The organism is Pseudoalteromonas sp. Scap03 (assembly GCF_013393115.1).
Lineage (GTDB): Bacteria > Pseudomonadota > Gammaproteobacteria > Enterobacterales > Alteromonadaceae > Pseudoalteromonas.
This window is the reverse complement of record NZ_VDEU01000001.1, coordinates 938,445-961,824: the sequence shown is the minus strand read 5'-3', so window position 1 is coordinate 961,824 and position 23,380 is coordinate 938,445. Positions and strand designations below refer to the sequence as shown.

Genomic DNA, 23,380 nt, shown 5'->3' with positions numbered 1-23,380 from the left:
CTTAATATACAAACTAAGTATGTGAGGAAACTATGGACTTAATTAACTTTAAAGTGGGTTATAAAACCATTTCACTTAAGATTCTTGATATCTTATTGACGGAACAATTTAATAATAACCTCACGGTGTTACCTAACGACAATAAAAGCTTTTTGGGCGTTAAAGATTATATGGGGATCCCAACCCCAGTATTCGACCTTGGAATTATTTTAAATGGAGTCTCTACGGAGCACAGTAACTTAGATGCTTTAAAACAACTTAAATCTTGGCAAAAACAACTAATCGCTTGGTTTAATAAATTAGAGCAAGAACTACTCGTTTCGCAAAGCTCGTTAAAAACAAATCAGTATGAGCTTACTGATTTTGAACAGTTTTATACCGAGTTTAAAACGGATAATGATGAATTAAAAAATACCATGTCACGCTTTGATAACCCGTTTAAATCGCTCCTAAACAAATTGACCAGTGCGATAGATGCATATAAACAAGGCAACAATAAACAAGTCGGTACTCAACTTGAGATTATAAGAAGGCATGAACTTATTCACCTAGAGCGTTTATTTGACTCGGCAATAGAGCAAATCACTTTAGATTATAAACCTATTATTGTTTTTACTACTAAAGATGGGTTGAACCCTCATATAGGCCTGTTAGTTGATAAAGTGGAAGATAATATTGAATATAAAAAAGAGGATATTAAACCACTAGATAAGCTCACTGAAGTTGGTTTTGATATTGACCCCCAAACAAGAAACATGATGTATGGTCTAATTAAGCTTGCTGATAAACATAGTGTACTTATTGATCCTAGCGCAATATTTAAGCCCAAAGAGCTTGAACCATCTAGCAGCGCTCAAGAGCAAGAAACTGAAGCCTATGGACTGTTTTAAGAATGCTTCCTTTACACCCGTAAAAGCCCGACTCTTTTAAATCAGGCTTGCTTGTATTTAGAGTCGGTGCGCTATTTTTCCCATGGGTTTCGTAATACTCAACCCATGCTACGGTTGTCTGATTAACGCAGTGCAACTGATAGCTGACGGCTGACGGCTGACGGATAATATTTTCACTTTTCTTCAGACGTAAAAAAGCCCGACTCTTTTGAGTCGGGCTTTCTCTTATTTGGAGCCTGGTAATGACCTACTTTCACATAACAAATGCTACACTATCATCGGCGCTGTTTCGTTTCACTACTGAGTTCGGCATGGGGTCAGGTGGGTCCAAAACGCTATTGTCACCAAGCAAATTTGGGTGTCAGTCCGTATCGCTACGCACTAACTAAAATTTGGAATTTCTGATAATAAAAGTTTTCAGTAATCTACTTTAGTCTATTAACTTCTTCGCTTGTTTCACTATCACATAAAACGCGTTTGGCGTTGTATGGTTAAGCCTCACGGGTAATTAGTACAAGTTAGCTTAATGGCTCACACCACTTCCACATCTTGCCTATCAACGTTGTAGTCTTCAACGGCCCTTCAGAGACTTTAAAAGTCTAGTGAGAACTCATCTCGAGGCCTGCTTCGCGCTTAGATGCTTTCAGCGCTTATCAGTTCCGAACGTAGCTACCGGGCAATGCCATTGGCATGACAACCCGAACACCAGCGGTTCGTTCACTCCGGTCCTCTCGTACTAGGAGCAACCCCTCTCAATTCTCAAACGCCCACGGCAGATAGGGACCGAACTGTCTCACGACGTTCTAAACCCAGCTCGCGTACCACTTTAAATGGCGAACAGCCATACCCTTGGGACCGACTTCAGCCCCAGGATGTGATGAGCCGACATCGAGGTGCCAAACACCGCCGTCGATATGAACTCTTGGGCGGTATCAGCCTGTTATCCCCGGAGTACCTTTTATCCGTTGAGCGATGGCCCTTCCATTCAGAACCACCGGATCACTATGACCTACTTTCGTACCTGCTCGACGTGTCTGTCTCGCAGTTAAGCTGGCTTCTACCATTACACTAACCGTACGATGTCCGACCGTACTTAGCCAACCTTCGTGCTCCTCCGTTACTCTTTGGGAGGAGACCGCCCCAGTCAAACTACCCACCAGGCACTGTCCGTAACCCCGATTCAGGGGCCAACGTTAGAACATCAAAACTACAAGGGTGGTATTTCAAGGACGACTCCACAAAAACTAGCGTCTCTGCTTCAAAGTCTCCCACCTATCCTACACATGTAGGTTCAATGTTCAGTGCCAAGCTGTAGTAAAGGTTCACGGGGTCTTTCCGTCTAGCCGCGGGTACACAGCATCTTCACTGCGATTTCAATTTCACTGAGTCTCGGGTGGAGACAGCGTGGCCATGGTTACACCATTCGTGCAGGTCGGAACTTACCCGACAAGGAATTTCGCTACCTTAGGACCGTTATAGTTACGGCCGCCGTTTACCGGGGCTTCGATCAAGAGCTTCTCCGAAGATAACCCCATCAATTAACCTTCCGGCACCGGGCAGGTGTCACACCGTATACGTCATCTTGCGATTTTGCACAGTGCTGTGTTTTTAATAAACAGTCCCAGCCACCTGGTCACTGCGGCTCCAATCAGCTTAGAGAGCAAGTCTCATCACCAATCGGAGCGTACCTTCTCCCGAAGTTACGGTACGATTTTGCCTAGTTCCTTCACCCGAGTTCTCTCAAGCGCCTTAGTATTCTCTACCTGACCACCTGTGTCGGTTTGGGGTACGATTCGGTATAATCTGAAGCTTAGAGGCTTTTCCTGGAAGTATGGCATCAGCAACTTCATCACCGTAGTGACTCGTCTCGTGTCTCAGCCTAACAGCAACCCGGATTTACCTAAGTCACTAGCCTACACACTTTCACATGGACTACCATCGCCATGCTTGCTTAGCCTGCTCCGTCCCCCCATCGCAATTATACCAAGTACGGAAATATTAATCCGTTTCCCATCGACTACGCCTTTCGGCCTCGCCTTAGGGGTCGACTTACCCTACCCTGATTAACATGGGATAGGAACCCTTGGTCTTCCGGCGTGCGGGTTTTTCACCCGCATTATCGTTACTCATGTCAGCATTCGCACTTCTGATACGTCCAGCATACCTCCCGGTACACCTTCAACCGCTTACAGAACGCTCCCCTACCACTCAGAATAAATTCTGAATCCGCAGCTTCGGTGCATAGTTTAGCCCCGTTACATCTTCCGCGCAGACCGACTCGACCAGTGAGCTATTACGCTTTCTTTAAAGGATGGCTGCTTCTAAGCCAACCTCCTGGCTGTCTGGGCCTTTCCACATCGTTTCCCACTTAACTATGACTTTGGGACCTTAGCTGGCGGTCTGGGTTGTTTCCCTCTTCACGACGGACGTTAGCACCCGCCGTGTGTCTCCCGGATATTACTTTACGGTATTCGGAGTTTGCAAAGGGTTGGTAAGTCGGGATGACCCCCTAGCCTTAACAGTGCTCTACCCCCGTAAGTATTCGTCCGAGGCTCTACCTAAATAGATTTCGGGGAGAACCAGCTATCTCCCGGTTTGATTAGCCTTTCACTCCTAACCACAGGTCATCCCCTAACTTTTCAACGTTAGTGGGTTCGGTCCTCCAGTTGATGTTACTCAACCTTCAACCTGCCCATGGCTAGATCACCGGGTTTCGGGTCTATACCTTGCAACTATTCGCCCAGTTAAGACTCGGTTTCCCTACGGCTACCCTAATCGGTTAACCTCGCTACAAAATATAAGTCGCTGACCCATTATACAAAAGGTACGCAGTCACCCTCGAGGGGCTCCTACTGCTTGTACGTACACGGTTTCAGGTTCTATTTCACTCCCCTCACAGGGGTTCTTTTCGCCTTTCCCTCACGGTACTGGTTCACTATCGGTCAGTTGGGAGTATTTAGCCTTAGATGATGGTCCACCTATATTCAGTCAAAGTTTCACGTGCTCCGACCTACTCGATTTCACTTAAAATGCGTTTTCATGTACGGGACTATCACCCTGTATCGTGGCACTTTCCAGAGCCTTCCATTAACACATAATAAGCTTAAGGGCTGTTCCGATTTCGCTCGCCGCTACTATCGGAATCTCGGTTGATTTCTTTTCCTACGGGTACTTAGATGTTTCAGTTCTCCGCGTTCGCCTCGTTAACCTATGTATTCAGTTAACGATACCTGCAAGCAGGTGGGTTTCCCCATTCGGAAATCCTAGTCTCAAGTGCTTTTTACTAGCTTGACTAGGCTTATCGCAAGTTAATACGTCCTTCATCGCCTCCAACTGCCAAGGCATCCACCGTGTACGCTTAGTCACTTAACCATACAACCCAAACGGGTCTTTGTTTTGTGACAGTTTAACTTCGCCAGAAGTTAATATTGAATACTAAAGTAGATACCAATTAATCCGAGGATTAAATGGCACTGAATGATACTGCTATCATTCTTTTTTACTTTTGAAAACTCTGTACAAATACAATGTATTCATACGAATTTTATTATCAGCTTTTCCAAATTTTTAAAGAGCATATTAATTAGTAAACTCAAAGAGCAAACTAACTAACAATCATCTGTGTGGACACTACGAACAAATAAGTTCTAAATCGTATAAGGAGGTGATCCAGCCCCAGGTTCCCCTAGGGCTACCTTGTTACGACTTCACCCCAGTCATGAATCACTCCGTGGTAAACGTCCTCCCGAGGGTTAGACTATCTACTTCTGGAGCAACCCACTCCCATGGTGTGACGGGCGGTGTGTACAAGGCCCGGGAACGTATTCACCGCGTCATTCTGATACGCGATTACTAGCGATTCCGACTTCATGGAGTCGAGTTGCAGACTCCAATCCGGACTACGACGCACTTTAAGTGATTCGCTTACTCTCGCGAGTTCGCAGCACTCTGTATGCGCCATTGTAGCACGTGTGTAGCCCTACACGTAAGGGCCATGATGACTTGACGTCGTCCCCACCTTCCTCCGGTTTATCACCGGCAGTCTCCTTAGAGTTCTCAGCATTACCTGCTAGCAACTAAGGATAGGGGTTGCGCTCGTTGCGGGACTTAACCCAACATCTCACAACACGAGCTGACGACAGCCATGCAGCACCTGTATCAGAGTTCCCGAAGGCACCAAACCATCTCTGGTAAGTTCTCTGTATGTCAAGTGTAGGTAAGGTTCTTCGCGTTGCATCGAATTAAACCACATGCTCCACCGCTTGTGCGGGCCCCCGTCAATTCATTTGAGTTTTAACCTTGCGGCCGTACTCCCCAGGCGGTCTACTTAATGCGTTAGCTTTGAAAAACAGAACCGAGGTTCCGAGCTTCTAGTAGACATCGTTTACGGCGTGGACTACCAGGGTATCTAATCCTGTTTGCTCCCCACGCTTTCGTACATGAGCGTCAGTGTTGACCCAGGTGGCTGCCTTCGCCATCGGTATTCCTTCAGATCTCTACGCATTTCACCGCTACACCTGAAATTCTACCACCCTCTATCACACTCTAGTTTGCCAGTTCGAAATGCAGTTCCCAGGTTGAGCCCGGGGCTTTCACATCTCGCTTAACAAACCGCCTGCGTACGCTTTACGCCCAGTAATTCCGATTAACGCTCGCACCCTCCGTATTACCGCGGCTGCTGGCACGGAGTTAGCCGGTGCTTCTTCTGTCAGTAACGTCACAGCTAGCAGGTATTAACTACTAACCTTTCCTCCTGACTGAAAGTGCTTTACAACCCGAAGGCCTTCTTCACACACGCGGCATGGCTGCATCAGGCTTGCGCCCATTGTGCAATATTCCCCACTGCTGCCTCCCGTAGGAGTCTGGGCCGTGTCTCAGTCCCAGTGTGGCTGATCATCCTCTCAAACCAGCTAGGGATCGTCGCCTTGGTGAGCCATTACCTCACCAACTAGCTAATCCCACTTGGGCCAATCTAAAGGCGAGAGCCGAAGCCCCCTTTGGTCCGTAGACATTATGCGGTATTAGCAGTCGTTTCCAACTGTTGTCCCCCACCTCAAGGCATGTTCCCAAGCATTACTCACCCGTCCGCCGCTCGTCAGCAAAGTAGCAAGCTACTTTCTGTTACCGCTCGACTTGCATGTGTTAGGCCTGCCGCCAGCGTTCAATCTGAGCCATGATCAAACTCTTCAATTAAAAAGTTTTATGTCTTTCGACAGCTCAATGAATTCTGAATTTATTTAATATCTTTCGATATTGAATTGACTGTGCTGCAATTCCTACCGAAGTAGTTATTGCTGTTGGTCACTCAGTTTCAATTGAGACTCTAAATTTGTTTGCCTCACTACCTAAGTAGCTTGGCTGTTAGAACTCAATCTGTACGAGTGCCCACACAGATGATTGCTTTATATTGTTAAAGAACGTTGCGATTAAAGCGTTAAACTTTATCTCGCTAGGGCTGCGCATATTACGCTTTCCTATTTTTTTGTCAACACTTAATTTTGCTAAACTTGAAAGTTTTCAGAACTAAGTTTTACTCGACTCACTGAGTAGCTCGTGCCTCGCTATGCGTTGCGCTCTGCCGTCTCAGTGGGGTCGCATTATAGGGAGATCCGAAAACAGATCAACCCTTTTTTGAATAAAACTTGAAATAAATGACTGTTCGCTGGATATTTAGCCTAAACGCTCATTTTAACCACTAAAAACTACGGAAAAGTAGGTTTAACTAGCTAACTTTAAGTTTCCAACCGCATTTTTTCTGATATTTAATCTCTTGATTTAGTTCACTTGCCATCAGCGGATGCTTTTTTAACCAATTATTTTCAAATTGAATCGCTAACTCTTCATTCTCAGCTGTTATCTTGAAGTTTGGCAACACGTCATCTTGTCGGCGCATCGATAAAATAACAGCAATACGTAATAGTCGAACAATATACGCAGCAACACTACTATGTGCACCTAAATGATCTAAGCATCCTTTTTGAAGGTCTGAGCGATGGCTATGTGCTATAGCAACAATTACTTTATGCTCTGATTGCGAAAAACCAGGCATGTCGGTATTTTCTAAAATATAAGCGGTGTGTTTATGGTACTGCTTATACTCTATTAACAAACCTATTTCATGCAGCTGCGCGACGGCATTTAAAAGCGGCAATCCACTTTGCGCTGCAACCGGCCAGTACTGACTGACTTCATTAGCTAGCAGTAATGCTAAACTTGAAACTCGAGATGCTTGCTTTTGATCAACATGATAACGATTCATAAAACCATCAATAGTGCGTTGACGAATGTCGGTATTATGAAGCTCCGGTAGCATGCTATATAAAACACCTTCACGAAGAGCACCACCCGCTAACCCCATTTGTTCTATTTCAAGAGACTCAAATAGTGCAATTAAAATAGCCAGCCCAGATACAAACACTAACCGTCGCTCTTCACTTAACCCAGGCAAGTCGAGTTCAGCTATTGTTTTATAGGCTATGGATTGTTGTTTGATGGTGTATAGCTTTTCAAGGGTGAGCATTTCATTTAAATTTTGTGCCACCATAATTTCTTGAATAGCTTGCACAGTACCTGACGCACCAGAGGCAAGTTGCCAACCAGCCGTTTTATATTCAGGTGCTATTTCATCAATAACATTTCGTGCTGCTTTTATCGCAGCATTAAAGTTTGCTTCATTTAATTGGCAATCTTTAAAGTAGCGTTCGAGAAAAGTCACGCAGCCAATATTAAGGCTTTTATAGTGACGCGCTTCAAAACCTTGGCCAATAACAACCTCAGTACTCGCTCCACCAATATCAATAACCAGCTGCTTGCCAGTACATGAAGAGGTATGCGCAACCCCTTTATAAATAGTTCGCGCTTCTAGCTCGCCACTAATAACATTCACTTTATGCCCTAATATTTCTTCAGCACGTAGTTTAAAGTCGTCGGCGTTGGTTGCTAAGCGAAGTGTTGCAGTGGCAACAATGGTGATGTTCTGCGTGGGAATATCTTGCAACCGCTCTGCAAACAAGGCCAAACACTCCCAGCCTCGTTGCATAGCCTCTAAGCTCAATAAATTATTATCATCAAGCCCAGCTGCGAGTCTTACTTTACGTTTCACGCGCCCTATAGTTTGCAGGCCGCCCGCCATTGACTTAGCAATAAGCATATGAAAGCTATTTGAGCCTAAATCAATGACTGCATATACATTTTTTTGCGGTTTAAGTTGCCCCACCGTTCAAAAACCTCTAGTTACAAATACAATCAAACTAACGGTCGGTTAAGACCGTCCTTTTTGGTAACCATTATTTGGGCGACGTCCGTTGTTATTACTACGATTACGTGGACCAGTAGAAAAATTACGCTTTCTATGAATAGTCGGCTTCGTTAAATCATCTAGCAATGCACTTTTATCGTAATGTGATAATGGAATGCTGTGCTCAATGTATTCTTCAATTTCATGAAGGTTATAAGCATATTGCTCACACGCAAAACTAATTGCATGACCTGAAGCGCCTGCTCGAGCTGTACGACCAATGCGGTGAACGTAATCTTCGCAATCGTCAGGTAAGTCAAAGTTAAATACATGACTTACTTCTGGAATATGTAAACCACGTGCAGCAACATCGGTAGCCACTAAAAAGTCTAGCTCGCCTTTACTAAATTGCGCGAGTATTGACTGGCGTTTCTTTTGGTTTACATCACCGGTGAGCATGCCCACGCGATGTCCGTCTGCTTTTAACCATGCATATACGGTTTCACAGCTATGCTTAGTATTTGCAAAAACAATGGCTTTCTCAGGCCATTCTTCTTCAATCAAGGTTAACAACAGCTTAATTTTATCTTCTTGTGAAGGATGAAATAGCTCTTCTTTAATACGTTTACCTGTTTTTACATCGGGCTCTATTTGCACATGCTCAGGGTTAGTCATGTGTTCAAATGCAAGCTCTTGTACACGGTACGATAGCGTAGCAGAGAATAATAAGTTTAAACGCTCTGACGTATCTGGCATACGACGGAACATATAACGAATATCTTTAATAAAACCCAAATCGAACATACGATCGGCTTCATCTAGCACGACTACCTCAATTTCATTAAGGGTGTAACAGCCTTGCTTATATAAATCGATTAGGCGACCTGTGGTGCCAATTAAAATATCAACGCCTTTTTCTAGTTGTGCACGTTGTTTTTCGTAATCTTCGCCACCATATACTAAACCTAAGTTAAGATTACAGTGCGGCGCTAAAATTTTTGCATCTTTGTGTATCTGAATCGCAAGCTCCCGAGTTGGGGCCATGATCAGGGCTCTTGGATGTTTACTAGGTGCTTTGCTAGATTGTAATAACCGGTGGCACGTGGCAGTTAAAAATGCCAACGTTTTGCCAGTACCTGTTTGTGCTTGGCCCGCAATATCGCGCCCTTCACAAATAAAAGGTAGGCATTTAGCTTGAATGGGTGTGCAATATTCAAACCCACTTTCGGTTAACCCGGCAACCACTTCCGGTGCAATAGCAAAGTCTGAAAACTTTTTATCGGTCAAATGTGTCTTAGTCATAGCGTTTAAGCATAACGTTTAAACTTGCAATAAGAAACAAGAGTGTTTAAATACGCACTAAATATTTCGCCTAACTAAACCGGAGAGCGCAATGAGCGAGAAAATAATCCAAATTACCGACGATAGCTTTGAAGCTGACGTATTACAATCAGACAAACCTGTACTAGTAGACTTTTGGGCAGAATGGTGCGGACCGTGTAAGATGATCGCCCCAATTCTAAGCGAAGTTGCTGATGAGTTTGATGGCCGTGTAACTATCACTAAATTAAACATTGACCAAAATGCAGGCACACCACCAAAGTTTGGTATTCGTGGTATCCCTACACTACTACTTTTCAAAGATGGTCAAGTAGCTGCAACTAAAGTAGGCGCACTATCAAAAACACAATTAGTTGAGTTTTTAGAAAATAACATCTAATAAGTGTTAATTAAAAAAAGGGCTCTCAGCCCTTTTTTTATAATTTATTTTGCAGAAGTACTGGACGCTGCTGTAATGACCTGCTAGTTTATAAAGCCAACTAATCCTTAGTTATATTCAACGAACCTCACTCAACGATCTAATAAAGCGATTTTGAGTATGACAACTGTAATAAAGAACCCACCAATATGCATTTACGCGAATTAAAAGACAAGTCTATAAAAGAGCTTGTAAACCAAGCTGAGTCCATGGGGCTCGAAAACGTAGCCCGTTTGAGAAAGCAAGATATCATTTTTGCAATTCTTAAATCACACGCCAAAGGCGGAGAGAATATCTTCGGTGGTGGTGTTTTAGAAATTTTGCAAGATGGTTTTGGCTTTCTAAGATCATCAGAAGCTTCTTACTTAGCAGGCCCAGATGATATTTATGTATCTCCGAGTCAAATTCGCCGCTTTAGTATGCGTACTGGCGACTCTATTTCAGGTCTTATTCGTCCACCAAAAGACGGTGAGCGTTACTTTGCTTTGCTTAAAGTAAATGAAGTTAACTTTGATAAACCTGAAAACTCTCGCACTAAAATCCTTTTTGAAAACCTAACCCCACTTCATGCAAACGAACGTTTTCGTATGGAACGCGGTAACGGCAGTAAAGAAGATATTACCGCACGAGTTCTTGATTTGGCATCACCAATTGGCCGCGGCCAACGTGGATTATTAGTAGCACCGCCAAAAGCGGGTAAAACAATGTTGCTACAAAATATTGCGCAATCAATCACACATAACCACCCTGACGTTACATTAATGGTTTTACTTATTGATGAGCGCCCGGAAGAAGTTACTGAGATGCAACGCCTAGTAAAAGGTGAAGTTATTGCATCAACATTCGATGAGCCAGCTTCTCGCCACGTGCAAGTTGCGGAAATGGTTATCGAAAAAGCAAAGCGCTTAGTTGAGCATAAAAAAGATGTGGTTATCTTGCTTGATTCAATCACCCGTTTAGCACGTGCATATAACACGGTTATTCCATCATCAGGTAAAGTACTAACCGGTGGTGTAGATGCTAATGCGCTTCATAAACCTAAGCGTTTCTTTGGTGCTGCACGTAATGTTGAAGAAGGCGGTAGCTTAACAATTATTGCAACGGCCCTTATTGATACCGGCTCTAAAATGGATGAAGTTATCTACGAAGAGTTTAAAGGTACAGGTAACATGGAACTACACCTTAACCGTAAAATTGCGGAAAAACGTGTATTCCCAGCTATCGACTTTAATCGCTCTGGTACACGCCGTGAAGAGTTACTCACTAAGCCAGATGAACTACAAAAGCTGTGGATTTTACGTAAAATAGTACATGACATGTCAGAAATTGACGCCATGGAATTTTTAATTGATAAACTATCGATGAGTAAAACCAACGATGAGTTTTTTGATTCGATGAAACGTAAGTAAGCTAAACTCTAGTTAAATCAACGTTTTTAAATAAAAAAGACACCAAATGGTGTCTTTTTTGTTTTTAGAGTAGATTAACCTGAACTCTGGTTAAGAGATTTACTAACATATTGAATCAAAAAAATATTTGTGCTTATTTTTATCTAGCTAGAGATTTTTAGTGAAAACAAGGCGAAATTACGCGTCAATAGCTCGCCTATTGCAAATAAATTCAACGCAGTTAGCGCTGAAAATAGCTGCTTGAGATGGATTTATTATCCGGAGTTCAGGTTAAGTTAATTTATTCGTATTTTTTAAACAGTGCCTGTAAGTTATTCACTAATGTTGTTAGCCTTTGCGTATTTATTTGTGGCTGAAGTAATTCATCGTCTAGCGCTTTTGCCGCTAAGGCTATGTCTTTAAACTCGAACATTTGTGCCGCCCCTAACACTCGATGGCTATCTTTTTGCAGCGCCTGATAATCAGCATCTTTAAAGTGTCGCTTAATAAGCTCGCTTTCTTCGGCTAAACTTTGTTGAAAGCTCGTTACTAAATCACTCATATCAACATGAATCTGTTCAGTTGATACCTCTGTATTTGCAGCATTTAAGTATTTTGCTAGCACAGTATAAAAAGACTCTTTATCGATTGGCTTTGCTAAATAGTCACTAAACCCAAGTGATAGGTAATGGTCAATTTCGTGGCTCATGGCATTGGCCGTTAATGCTAAAATAGGCTGTTCATAACCACATTGCTTGAGTAGTTCAAACGCAGAAATACCATCCATAACTGGCATTTGAATATCTAACAGTACTAAATCTGGGTATAGCTTTAAACTTTGTTCTACTGCTTGCTCACCGTTTTCAACGGCAATCACTTCCAGCCCAAGAGAATGTAAATAACGACTAATCAGTTTGCGGTTATCACTGTGATCTTCAGCAAGAACCACTTTACCCGATAATAATCTATGTCGATCATCAGACTTTGCTTGCTGATCGTCATGGCAAACTTGCTCTTCAACTTGTATACAGGGCAAATAAAATGAAAACTCACTGCCTTTTTTAAACTCACTCTGCACACTTATATAGCCACCCATCATCGCCGCCAATTGCTGCGACAAGCTCAAACCTAGTCCTGTGCCACCAAAACGTCGACTAATACTGTTATCGGCTTGGCTAAAGCACTCAAAAATAAGTTTAAGTTGAGATGAGCTCATACCAATCCCAGTGTCTTTAATCGAAAAGAGTAACCCTTGCTCGGTTTTACTAACACCAATAGTTACTTGCCCTTTATGAGTAAACTTAATGGCATTAGCACATAAATTAATAAGAATTTGTTTTACTCGCATTAAATCTAATCGCGTAAAATAGGATTTTTCTAACTGGCAATCTAAAACTAACGATAAGTCTTTCGCTTTAGTTTGAGGAGAAAACATAGCGTGAATATCGTTGATAAGCTGCACCACATCAAAACAACTAATATTAAGTTCTAACCGGTTTGCCTCTATCTTACTTAAGTCCAACACATCATTAATCAAGCTTTTTAAATGCTCACTTTGACGTTGTATTACTCTAAGCTCATCTTGTAACTGTTCCGGCTTATATAGACCATTAATAAGATCATCAGTTTGTGCCAAAATAGCAGTTAACGGTGTTCTAATTTCATGGCTTATATTCGCTAAAAACTGGCTTTTCACCTCGTTTGCTTCACGCAGCTCCTGTGCCACACTTTGTAGCTCTTTGGTACGCTGTTCAACTTGTTCGCTTAACTTTAACTTAGCTTGCTTTTCTGTTCGGCGCTTATAAACAGCAATTACCGTAATTAAAATTAATATGGCAACAATCACCAACAAAAACGTTAACTGTGAACGTTTAGCTATTTGCAATTCTTGTAAGTATTGTTGTTGTTTTAATTGTTTAATTTCTTGGTTTAGCTGATTCGATTCAAACTGGATTTGAAATTGACTGACCGCTTTTGAGGCTTCTTCGGTATTCACACTACGCTGATAATCAACGTACTGTTGGTGTAAATTTAGCGCTTTTTCATAATCCCCTAAGCTCGCATTTATTAGTGCTTCAATTCCTAAGCCATCTTTAATACGCATGCCATTATTGTACTCTTTGGCAAGGGTAATTGAGTGCTCTGAGGTTTGTTTGGCACTTTGCGTATCACCTTGTACAAATTGAACAATTGACAACACATGTAACGCTGCCGCCAATAAAGACTTATTATCTGCCTCTATTGCAAATTGTTGGCCCGCATTAGCGTGATAAAAGGCAACATCAAATTTATTTAGCTTAAGGTTGATGGTGGCTAAATTTGTATGCTTAGTAGAAAGTTGAAACGCATTATTAACGCTTTGATAGTAACGTAAGGCCAACTGATTATAATGCAGTGCTAATTGGTACTGTCTCGATTCTGTGTAAGCTACTCCCATATTACCGTATGCTTGGGCAACACCGTCTTCATCGCCAAGTTCTTGAAAAACTTTTAAAACCTCACGGTACATCTCAAGAGCTGACTCATATCGAGAGAGACGAATATAAATACCGGCAATATTATGTAATATATCGGCCTTATCTTGTGCGCTTCCCTCTTTTTCATAAATTACTTTGGCTTGTTGATAATAATCAAGAGCTAGCTCCATGTTATACATATCAAAATAAGCAAGCCCGATATTACTAAGTAAATTAGCCTGCTTTATCGGACTTTTAAGCGCAATTGCGATGTTTAACGCGCGGCTATAATCAACGACCGCTTGTTGCACTAACCCTTGATAATAAAGCACAACTCCTTGCATTTTAATCGCACGAAAGAAAAGTTTAGGCTGATCTTTTAACGTACTACTGGTCTCTAGCAATTTAAAATATTTTAGTGCATTGGCTAAATCACTTTGCGCAAAAGCCAGCTCAGCTAAATCGCTATAAATAGTAATGCGTTGTAAATTTGGAACATCAGGGTTCGATAAGATATCGGTTGCAAGGCGATGCTTTTCAGGCCATGCTTGTTCAAGGTTAAACTGCTCAAACAAACTTGGCTGCTCATTTGATAAAGCGTCATTTGATGCACTACTTAAAACAGCCAAAAAGCCAATAAAGCAGATGCGCTTTAACTGAGTCAGCATAAAAATATCCTTAAATCCTTGCTAGCCATAACAAAACGACACCCAAACCAAGTATAAACATCTAATTTAGACCAATTCAAAACAGGCACTCACGCCCACTCCTTGGGGTTTAATGTTATTTGGGTATATGATAATTTATCCAAGATACACTAATTAATAGATTGTAAACAATGCTTAACCCTCTGATAGATGAGATTTTTGAACTATTAATCAATAAAAAAGTGTGGATGGTTCATACTTTAGCATCTGAGTTAAAACAACGTGGGTTTCTTGATACTTTAGCTGCCGAGCCTGAGCGCGACCTATTTAAGCGCAATTTTTTAATTATGAATGCGCTTTATCAGCTACAACAGCAATTAATGCCAAAACAACAATTAGTCGTTAAAAGCTTACATATTGAACTAGTAAACAGTTCCAGTTATAACCAACTACATCCTAACGATCCACTACGCGACTATTATTTAAACTGGCAAAATTTTGAAACATCTACGGATGAAGTCAAGGCGTTATTAGATAGCTTTTGGCAGCAATTTAGTAGGCCTACTTATCGCGAAATTCCGCTGAGTAATGAGCAGCAACAACAACTGCTGGTGCGTTGGCAATTAACATCGCCAGTCACACTAAAAGCATTACAAAAGCGTTGGCGACAACTTGCAGTGCAGCATCATCCAGATAAACAAGGAGGTGACAATGAGGTGTTTAAACAACTAAAAATAGAGTATGAGCAACTCAAGGCGAGTTGCTCAGATTAGATCGAGAGTTAACGCGTTAGCCGACGAGCACGAATTTTACGTCCTTTAATATTACCTTCGGTTAATTTGCGTAACGCTGGTTTAGATGAGTTACGCTCTACCGCAACAAATGCCACGTTATCAAGTACGTTGATTTTACCAACTTGGCGCCCAGCAACACCGTCTTTTCCGGTTAATGCGCCTAAAATATCACCCGCGCGCACTTTTTGCTTTTTGCCTGCATCTATCATCAGCGTCACCATTTCAGGTTTGTATGGCGGCTTATCTAATAGGTTATAAGATGGCATTGGCTCAGGATTAAAGTCACGCTCGTAATGGTCGCCAATTTGAGCCACTTTAAATTGCTCTGCCTCACCATAAATAGAACACGCAATCCCTTTTTTACCTGCTCGTCCGGTACGGCCAACACGATGTACATGAGTTTGTGGATCGTGAGCTAAGTGATAGTTAATTACCATGTCCATATCATCAATATCTAAGCCTCGTGCAGCTACATCAGTAGCGACTAAAATAGACGCACTCTTATTCGCAAAATGAATCAGTGTACGCTCACGGTCACGTTGCTCTAAATCACCATGCAATGCTACCGCACTAAAGCCTTCATCGGCTAAGTCATCACATACTTGCTGCGTTTCTACCTTGGTATTACAAAACACCACACAGCTTTGCGGGGTAAATTTAAGAAGTAGTAGCTTAAGGGTTGGATAGCGCTGTTTATTATTATCCATTTTGTAGAAGTATTGCTTAATCGTGCTTTTTTCTTGCTGCTCTTCTACTTTAATCATTTCTGGATTACTAAGTACACGCTTAGCAATGGCTTCGATTGATTTTGGAAAAGTAGCGCTAAATAACAACGTTTGACGATTGGTTGGAATGCGTTCAATTATGGCATCGAGGGTGTCTTGAAAACCCATATCAAGCATTTGGTCGGCTTCATCAAGTACCAGGGTTTCAACATCATCTAAACGCAATGTACCTTTACGAATATGATCGTCAACTCGCCCCGGTGTACCTACAATAATATGCGCACCATGTTCGAGTGAACCAATTTGCGGCCCAATTGAAACCCCACCACACAAAGTTAAAATCTTAATGTTATGAATACCACGCGCTAGTTTACGCATCTCAACCGCCACTTGCTCTGCAAGCTCACGAGTTGGGCATAATACTAGCGACTGAATACGAAAGCGTTTTACATTTAGCTTGGCTAAAACGCCTAAACTAAATGCCGCTGTTTTACCTGAGCCTGTTTTGGCTTGGGCAATAATATCTTTGCCACTTAAAACAGGCGGTAGGCTTTGCGCCTGTACAGGCGTCATTTGGGTGTAGCCAAGCGTTGATAAATTATCAACTAACCCTGAAGGTAAGGCCAACGATGAAAAAGCAGTTGCAGTCACAGTAAATTCCATAGCAAAAAATAACTTGAGAAAAGTCTCAATTAATATGCGGCTAATAATAGCAGAATTAACAATTAGCAACCATTAGCAACGTACGATTAAAAGTTGCAATAAAGATATTGCAAATGATAGTTGTTTTCATTAAGATCTGCGGCGTTTTACTACTCTAATAATTCTAAGCCGGAAGCCACTAATGAAACTTAACCCTCTTTTTATTGCACTTTTAGCCAGCACCTCTGCAAATGCATTTGCCAACACCGCAAATATAGAACGCATTGAAGTTAAAGGTAGCTACTTCAACGACTACAAAGTAGATAATGCCAGTGGGGCAATGAGAACCTCAACCTCATTACTCGATACCGCACAGTCAGTTACCGTAATCACTGACACAATCGTTAATGAGCAACTAGCAACCACTCTTGGTGAAGTATTGACCAATGATGCTAGTTTAACTGCAGGGTCTAAACAACGAAACAGAGAAGTATTTAACTTACGTGGTTTTCAATTAAGCTCATCAACCGGCTACCTGCGTGATGGCCACCAGCATTGGTCTCATTACCAACAACCCATTGAAATTTTAGAGCAAGTAGAAGTTATTAAAGGCCCTTCAAGTATTTTATATGGGCAATCAGGCCCCGGTGGCCTAGTTAACATGGTAACTAAAAAGCCAACTGCACAAACGCTATTTAGTGCCAGTGCCGATGTTGACCAACATGGTTCAACTCGCTTTATGCTTGATGCTGGCGGCGCACTCACCGAGGCTGAAGATTTACGTGCCCGTGGTGTATTAGTAAAACAAGATGTTGAATACTGGCGAGAATACCAAAATGGTGATAACCGCGAACGCGATCGCTTCTTAGGTGCCTTAGTGGTTGATTACGATATTAGCGATAATGCCCTAGTACGTGTTCATTATGATCGCACTGATGACGAAGCAGGCTTAGATACTGGCGCTTGGATAGATAATGATGCCAACATTATTGGTGATGACAAAACAATTCGTGATATGTCATGGGCCTTTACCGACATTACTGTTGAAAACATGGGTATTGATTTCAAAGTATTTTTAACCGATAACTGGCAAGTTAATTTAGGCTACAATGAGCAAACGTTTGAACGTCAGCGCTTTGAGTCAGCACCACGTAAGCCAAGTGACTTTATCGAAGGTGATAGTTACCAGTCACGTCCTTACGATCGCTATGATGATTGGCAGTTTAAAACTGCTTTTATTGACTTCATTGGCGAATTTGAAACCTTGGGTGTACATCATCAATTACTTGTAGGTGCTAACTCACTGGATTATTACTACGGCCAATTACGCACATCTGCTGATACGATTAATTTTTCTGCCGGTCAAAATGAGCCTAATCGCCCTAATATTAGTTACAAATCAGATGACACTATTAGCTCGTCTGCTTACGACTATTACGGGATTTATATCCAAGATTTAATTTCATTCTCACCAGAATGGCAAGTATCGCTAGGTGGTCGTTACGATAAACAAAGTAGAGAAAACAGCAATAACGAATCGTTCGTACCTAAGGTCGGCGTACTTTACCACCCTCATGCCTCTGCAACTGTTTATGCAAGTTACTCAGAAGGATTTGAGCCGCAAAACGAAACATTAGTAAATGAAAAAGATGTTAATAACGGTATGAAGCTCGATGCTATTACCTCTGAGCAAAAGGAAATTGGGGTAAAATGGCAACTGTTTGATGAACGATTAATGCTTAGCGGTGCCTTATTTGATATTAGCAAAACAGGCACCTTAGTGAGCGAAGAGCTGGTTAACCCTATCGGTGATATAACGAGCATCACCACGCAGGCAGGTGAGCAACGCCATAAAGGCTTTGAGCTTGCAGCTCAAGGTGCTGCAACTGACCGTTTATTTGTTATGGCATCAACCATGTATTTAGATGCTAACTATGAGCGTGATGAAGAATTAGAGGGCAAACGCCCAACTGATGCACCAAAATGGTCTGCCTCTTTATGGACACGTTATGAACTCAATGACGCTGTTGCTTTGAATGCCGGTGCTTTTTATGAGGGTGAACGTTTTGCTGATAATGCTAACACCGTAACAAAAGAGGGTTATACTCGTGTTGATATTGGCGCAACCTACAAGCTTAACTTAAGTAACAAAGATATTAACTTACGTTTAAACATTGAGAACTTATTCGATAAAAACTACCTAGCCGGTGGCGGTTTAAATAACGTTACCGTAGGTGAAGGCACAAGTGTGCGTTTAGCCGCACAATTTAGCTTCTAAGCTCATTCTTTATATAGCCCATATCAAAAAGTATGGGCTTTATAAACCAATCCTTTATGACATAATTACTTACAGTTTGCTGCTTTACTAATTTATCACTTGCTCTAAAGTTGTAAATTAACAAGGAGCCTTATTATGTTGCTTTTCAATACTGGTCAGTCATTTCCTCATTTTACACACGTTCAGTGCTGCCCTGGCTGCAACAGCAACAGCTATCACTTAGTTAATCAAAGCCGCTTTTTACGCTTTACCATTTTTCCTATATTTCCGATAAAGTTAAGTTATAAACGCGAGTGCTATCAATGCGGACATAGTGAGGCTATCAATATTAAGACGTTACCTCTGTTTGAGAAGCTTAGCCTACCAAAATACTGTATTGGATTAATTTTATTACTATGGGGGGCGTTATTTTTTTATCAAAAGCACCTCAACACTGAAGCACTAAAACAAAGCTATTTAACCTCCCCAAAAGCTTATGATACCTATTTAGTCAAAGCCGATAAATTCACTCACGAACCATGGACACTCACTAATTTAAAAGTTGCGCAAGTACTCAGCTTTGATGAGCAATTTATAACGTTTCAGGTGAGTAATTACAGCTATAAGCGCACTAGTGCCATTACCACAGCGATGCGTGCAAGTTTATTGGTACAAAGAGATTACTTTTCTTCTCAAACTATTACCCTGCCTCGTAATGAGATAAAACGTTTATACGAAGATGACATTATATTTGACGTGCTACGCCCACAAGCATATTCACTTTATGGCGGGTTTGTGATGTTTCCACCTAAACCTAAACCTCTTTATAAAGGCTTAAAACTTGATGAAAATAATCAGCAAGGGATTATTTACTATAAAGATAAGCAATATAACGAAGCGCTTGAAAGCTTTAACCTAGCAGCAAACTCAGGCTCACAATGGGGTCAACTAAATCTTGCTCAGATGTATCGTGATGGACAAGGTACAAAAAAGAACATTCAGCAGGCGATTTATTGGTATAAAAAAGCCATTGCTCAAGGTAATAGCAAAGCTATATACGAACTTGAGCAACTATGCAAAACAACTCAGTGCGAATAAAATAAAGTAGCGTTACCACCGCTACTTATTTGCTTTAAATAACTTAGTATAAGCGACATGCGCAATCACAATAACCAAACCAGCACCTATTCCTAACAGTCCGTCAAATACTAAAGGGGCTAGTATTTCTCCTGTGCTACCAGCAACCGACTGCGCATAATGAGTTACATCCACTTGGGTATGATGCAAAAGCTCAATTGCGTGTACTAAAATTCCACCACCCACTAAAAACATCGCCACCGTGCCCGCAAAGGCTAAAAACTGCATTAACCGTGGGGCTGCAGCTAATAAGGCTTTACCGAGTAATTCTTTAAACTTACTTGCGGAGAGTTTGGATTGATTAAGTAAATATAAACCTGCATCATCAAGCTTTACAATCCCTGCTACCAGTCCATAAACACCAATCGTCATAATGATGGCAATCACACTCAATACCAGCGCCTGATTGATTAATGTCGCCCCTGCGACCGTGCCTAATGTAATAACAATAATTTCAGCGGAAAGAATAAAATCAGTACGAATGGCGCCTTTAACTTTTTGTTTTTCATACTCTGCCAGATCTAAATTTTCAGCACCTTCTGTTGCTTCTGCATGATGAGATAAAAATATTTTTTCTGCGCCTTCAAAACATAAAAATAAGCCACCTATCATTAAAAGTGGGGTAATTAGCCAAGGCAACCACACACTAATTAATAACGCAGCAGGGACTAATATGGCTTTATTTAAAAACGACCCCTTTGCCACTGCCCATACAACGGGCAGCTCCCTATCAGCAGTAACCCCAGTAACTTGCTGAGCATTAAGCGCCAAATCATCACCAAGTACTCCGGCTGTTTTCTTTGTCGCAACTTTACTCATGGTCGCAATATCATCCAGCAAAGTCGTTATATCATCCAATAATGTTAAAAGGTTGGTGCCAGCCATGAAATTTCCTAACTAAAAATAAGATCTTAAACATAACGTAAAGCTATATTTTCACCAACGGTTAATTTAGCTTTGTTAAGCTCTTAATTAAACAAGGGACTCAAGAAGGCACAGCCAATGAAACACGCTATCGTTATTATTGCTCTAATAGCTTTGACTGCATGCAATAAGCAGCCAGTTACAAATAACTATGTTTGCGATAACGCACCTGCAAAACTTGATATTATTAGCAACAAGCAAGCAAAGCTGAGCTTTTATGACCATGATTACATATTGAATCATGAGGTGAGTGCTTCAGGCAGTAAATACATTAATCAAGAGGTGTTATTTTGGAGTAAAGGAGAACAAGCAATGCTAATAATTAACGGCAAAAAATACCAATGCAGCAACAATTAACCAATAGCTAACATCGCATTAAAAAACTTGCTACACTAACAAAAGTCTTAATATTGTTGATAAAGTTATGCAATCTCTCGCTATAAAACACAAAATAATTTTAGCCTTTTCAGCCATTGGCTTGTTGATACTAACCAGCTGCATATTTTTTTACTGGTCGCTCAATCAAATTAGTACCACTAACACGCGTATAGAAACGTTGGCAGTGCCTGTACAACAAGCAAGTAAAGACCTTCGTTTATCACTCCTTTCTATTACTAAATTTAATGCCATTGCTTATAGCCAAACTAAACTTAATTTACTACTGCAAAATAAAAAACAGGCACACGCTGAACAAACGCAGTTTTTTAGTAAATTAGAAACACTAAAAACACAAGTTGCCCAGCAGCAAGGCATGCAAACATTACTTAAAGCTATTAACAAAGACTTTGCCCAGCTAAATACAATAAGCAACCAAATGCTTGCAGCAAAAGAGCAACGTTTTAAGGCGCAAAGCTCAGCCGCAGCACTAACAATTACGTTCAATGAACAGCTTCGTGAGCTCAGCAACCGCTTGCTTGATATAGAGCTCATAAACGTGGAGAGTAACCAACAATCACTTTTAGATGCGGTATTTGGCACTGCGACTCGTGTTGATGATTTATTATTTACTTTAAATAATAACGTTAAAGGGATTGGGCAAATAACCACTTCAGAAAATATAAACGATCATCAACAAGACACCTCTTTTTTACTCGACAATATTAAATCTAATCTTAGTTACTTAGAGCAACAAGCCACCCCAATTGCTAATAAACTCAACACAAATGAGCTTATTACAGCATTTGATGATTTAAGCAGCCTATTAAATAATCCTGATGGGTTGTATGCCTTGCAAAATACTGTGCTCAATAATAAAGACAAAGTTGATCAGCGTTTTGAAAGCTTTCAAAACGCCTTTATTAGTATTGAAAATCAATTGATTGAGCTTAATAAACTTGCTGACACGCGCTTTAACTTTCTACAAGAGAGCGCTAAATCAGCAATTAATACTGGCTCTAGCTTAGTGATTATTATTGCGTTTGTATTAATTACTTTGCTGATTATTATTTCAGTATTTACTACTAACGCCATGCTAAAACCGCTTAAAAAGGTGAATAAAGAACTTGCTCGCATAGCCTCAGGTGACTTTTCTCAGCGTAGCAATCCTCATAGTAAAGATGAATTTGGTACGCTGATGCACAACACTAATAAGCTTTGTGATGATTTAACTCACTTAATAAAAGCCATTAGTAACGACGCTTACGAACTCGATAATTCAGCTATTCAAACCAGCGAAAAAGGCCAGCAAATGACTATTGTTGCTAAGCAACAGCTAGAACGTAGTGCACAAGCAACCTCATTAGCACAGCAAATGTTGCAAAGTTCTCAAGCCGTATACGAACAAGCGCAAAGCACCTCTAATGAAATTACTAATGCCTCGCAATTTGCCAATGACGTTAACGACATTGCAAATAATAATAGCCAAAGCATTGAAGCACTTTTAAATCGCTTAGATAAAGCAGTAAGCAGTACAGAAGAACTAGCCCAGTATACGCAACTAATTGGTGCCATTGTTGATACCATTAGCAGTATTGCAGAGCAAACTAATTTACTGGCACTTAATGCCGCAATTGAAGCTGCACGTGCTGGTGAGCATGGCCGCGGATTTGCCGTAGTAGCAGATGAAGTACGCTCGCTTGCAGCTCGCACACAAAGCTCTACAAGCGAAATTACCACCATGATTAACACTCTACAGCAGCATACTCAAACCACTCAAACTGAAATAAATGATGGGCAACAGCAAGCTAAGCATTGCGTTGAAAACAGTACTGAACTAAATAGTGCTGTTGAGCGTATTAAGAGCACGCTGGTATCGGTTAATGCTATGAGTAAAGAGATTGCGAGTGCCTCACATGAACAACTGGCAAACAGCACCGATATTCAACAAATAATGGCTAAGGTAACCGAGCAGGCTACCTTAAATGCCAACAATGCAACGACCCTAGCAAGCGAAAGTGAAGACGTTAACCAACTTGCACACTCGTTAAAAGGTGCAGTAGAGCGCTTTAAGTTTTAAGCGCAGCTAATGACTTGGCTTGTATGAACTGGGTATAATACTTTTAACTTTTTGCTAAGTAACGGCCCA

At 41.3% G+C, this 23,380-nt stretch carries 13 protein-coding genes and 3 rRNA genes; 8 read left to right on the top strand and 8 right to left on the bottom strand.

The genetic code is table 11. The features are described from left to right. Positions 1–32: 32 nt before the first annotated feature. Entirely contained in the window at positions 33–890 is an 858-nt protein-coding gene (locus FHG08_RS04345; protein ID WP_178954560.1) for a chemotaxis protein, read from the top strand. A 234-nt stretch (positions 891–1,124) separates the two neighbouring features. Here FHG08_RS04345 and rrf read toward each other — a convergent pair. From rrf to rhlB, 5 genes are all read right to left on the bottom strand, one after another. Further along, positions 1,125–1,239: ribosomal RNA gene (gene rrf, locus FHG08_RS04340) — 5S ribosomal RNA — on the bottom strand. Between the two features lie 138 nt (positions 1,240–1,377). Continuing rightward, positions 1,378–4,262, bottom strand: a 23S ribosomal RNA gene (locus tag FHG08_RS04335). Positions 4,263–4,547: 285 nt separating this feature from the next. Next, positions 4,548–6,083, bottom strand: a 16S ribosomal RNA gene (locus FHG08_RS04330). The 16S, 23S and 5S rRNA genes sit together here, the layout of an rRNA operon. Positions 6,084–6,612: 529 nt before the next feature. After that, positions 6,613–8,106 carry a guanosine-5'-triphosphate,3'-diphosphate diphosphatase gene (gene gppA, locus FHG08_RS04325; RefSeq protein WP_178954558.1) on the bottom strand — a complete coding sequence of 498 codons (1,494 nt, stop codon included), beginning with the start codon at positions 8,104–8,106 and terminating at the stop codon, positions 6,613–6,615. A gap of 45 nt (positions 8,107–8,151) precedes the next feature. After that, on the bottom strand, positions 8,152–9,429 hold the full coding sequence (rhlB, locus tag FHG08_RS04320; protein ID WP_138605404.1) for an ATP-dependent RNA helicase RhlB: 1,278 nt from the start codon (positions 9,427–9,429) through the stop codon (positions 8,152–8,154). 91 nt (positions 9,430–9,520) lie between these two features. Between rhlB and trxA the strand changes: the two genes are divergently transcribed. Both trxA and rho read left to right on the top strand, forming a co-directional pair. Next, positions 9,521–9,847 (top strand): thioredoxin TrxA, encoded by a 327-nt coding sequence (gene trxA / locus FHG08_RS04315; protein ID WP_008109071.1) that lies wholly within the window; start codon positions 9,521–9,523, stop codon positions 9,845–9,847. Between the two features lie 188 nt (positions 9,848–10,035). Continuing rightward, positions 10,036–11,295: a transcription termination factor Rho gene (gene rho / locus FHG08_RS04310; RefSeq protein ID WP_010392671.1), complete on the top strand. Its 1,260-nt coding sequence runs from the start codon at positions 10,036–10,038 to the stop codon at positions 11,293–11,295. A gap of 280 nt (positions 11,296–11,575) precedes the next feature. On the opposite strand, the gene FHG08_RS04305 is transcribed toward rho, so the two are convergent. Beyond that, positions 11,576–14,398, bottom strand: a complete 2,823-nt coding sequence (locus FHG08_RS04305) for a tetratricopeptide repeat protein (protein WP_178954556.1) — start codon at positions 14,396–14,398, stop codon at positions 11,576–11,578. A gap of 170 nt (positions 14,399–14,568) precedes the next feature. Here FHG08_RS04305 and FHG08_RS04300 point away from each other — a divergent pair, with 170 nt between their 5' ends. Further along, complete coding sequence (locus FHG08_RS04300) at positions 14,569–15,150, top strand: DNA-J related domain-containing protein (protein WP_138571049.1); 582 nt, start codon at positions 14,569–14,571, stop codon at positions 15,148–15,150. Between the two features lie 8 nt (positions 15,151–15,158). On the opposite strand, the gene dbpA is transcribed toward FHG08_RS04300, so the two are convergent. After that, positions 15,159–16,547, bottom strand: coding sequence for an ATP-dependent RNA helicase DbpA (gene dbpA / locus FHG08_RS04295; protein ID WP_178954554.1), 1,389 nt, complete (start codon positions 16,545–16,547; stop codon positions 15,159–15,161). A gap of 193 nt (positions 16,548–16,740) precedes the next feature. Here dbpA and FHG08_RS04290 point away from each other — a divergent pair, with 193 nt between their 5' ends. Both FHG08_RS04290 and FHG08_RS04285 read left to right on the top strand, forming a co-directional pair. Further along, the gene (locus tag FHG08_RS04290) at positions 16,741–18,816 is read left to right on the top strand and encodes a TonB-dependent siderophore receptor (RefSeq protein WP_178954552.1); all 2,076 of its coding nucleotides are present in this window, start codon (positions 16,741–16,743) and stop codon (positions 18,814–18,816) included. A gap of 135 nt (positions 18,817–18,951) precedes the next feature. Continuing rightward, complete coding sequence (locus FHG08_RS04285; protein ID WP_178954550.1) at positions 18,952–19,893, top strand: tetratricopeptide repeat protein; 942 nt, start codon at positions 18,952–18,954, stop codon at positions 19,891–19,893. A 21-nt stretch (positions 19,894–19,914) separates the two neighbouring features. Here the strand turns inward: FHG08_RS04285 and FHG08_RS04280 are convergent, their stop codons facing one another. Continuing rightward, positions 19,915–20,817, bottom strand: a complete 903-nt coding sequence (locus FHG08_RS04280) for a DUF808 domain-containing protein (RefSeq protein ID WP_178954548.1) — start codon at positions 20,815–20,817, stop codon at positions 19,915–19,917. 117 nt (positions 20,818–20,934) lie between these two features. On the opposite strand from FHG08_RS04280, the gene FHG08_RS04275 reads away from it, so the two are divergent. Together FHG08_RS04275 and FHG08_RS04270 are read left to right on the top strand one after the other, a co-directional pair. Then, entirely contained in the window at positions 20,935–21,213 is a 279-nt protein-coding gene (locus FHG08_RS04275; RefSeq protein ID WP_138605415.1) for an MliC family protein, read from the top strand. Positions 21,214–21,280: 67 nt separating this feature from the next. After that, positions 21,281–23,311, top strand: coding sequence for a methyl-accepting chemotaxis protein (locus FHG08_RS04270; protein ID WP_178954546.1), 2,031 nt, complete (start codon positions 21,281–21,283; stop codon positions 23,309–23,311). Positions 23,312–23,380 lie beyond the last annotated feature (69 nt).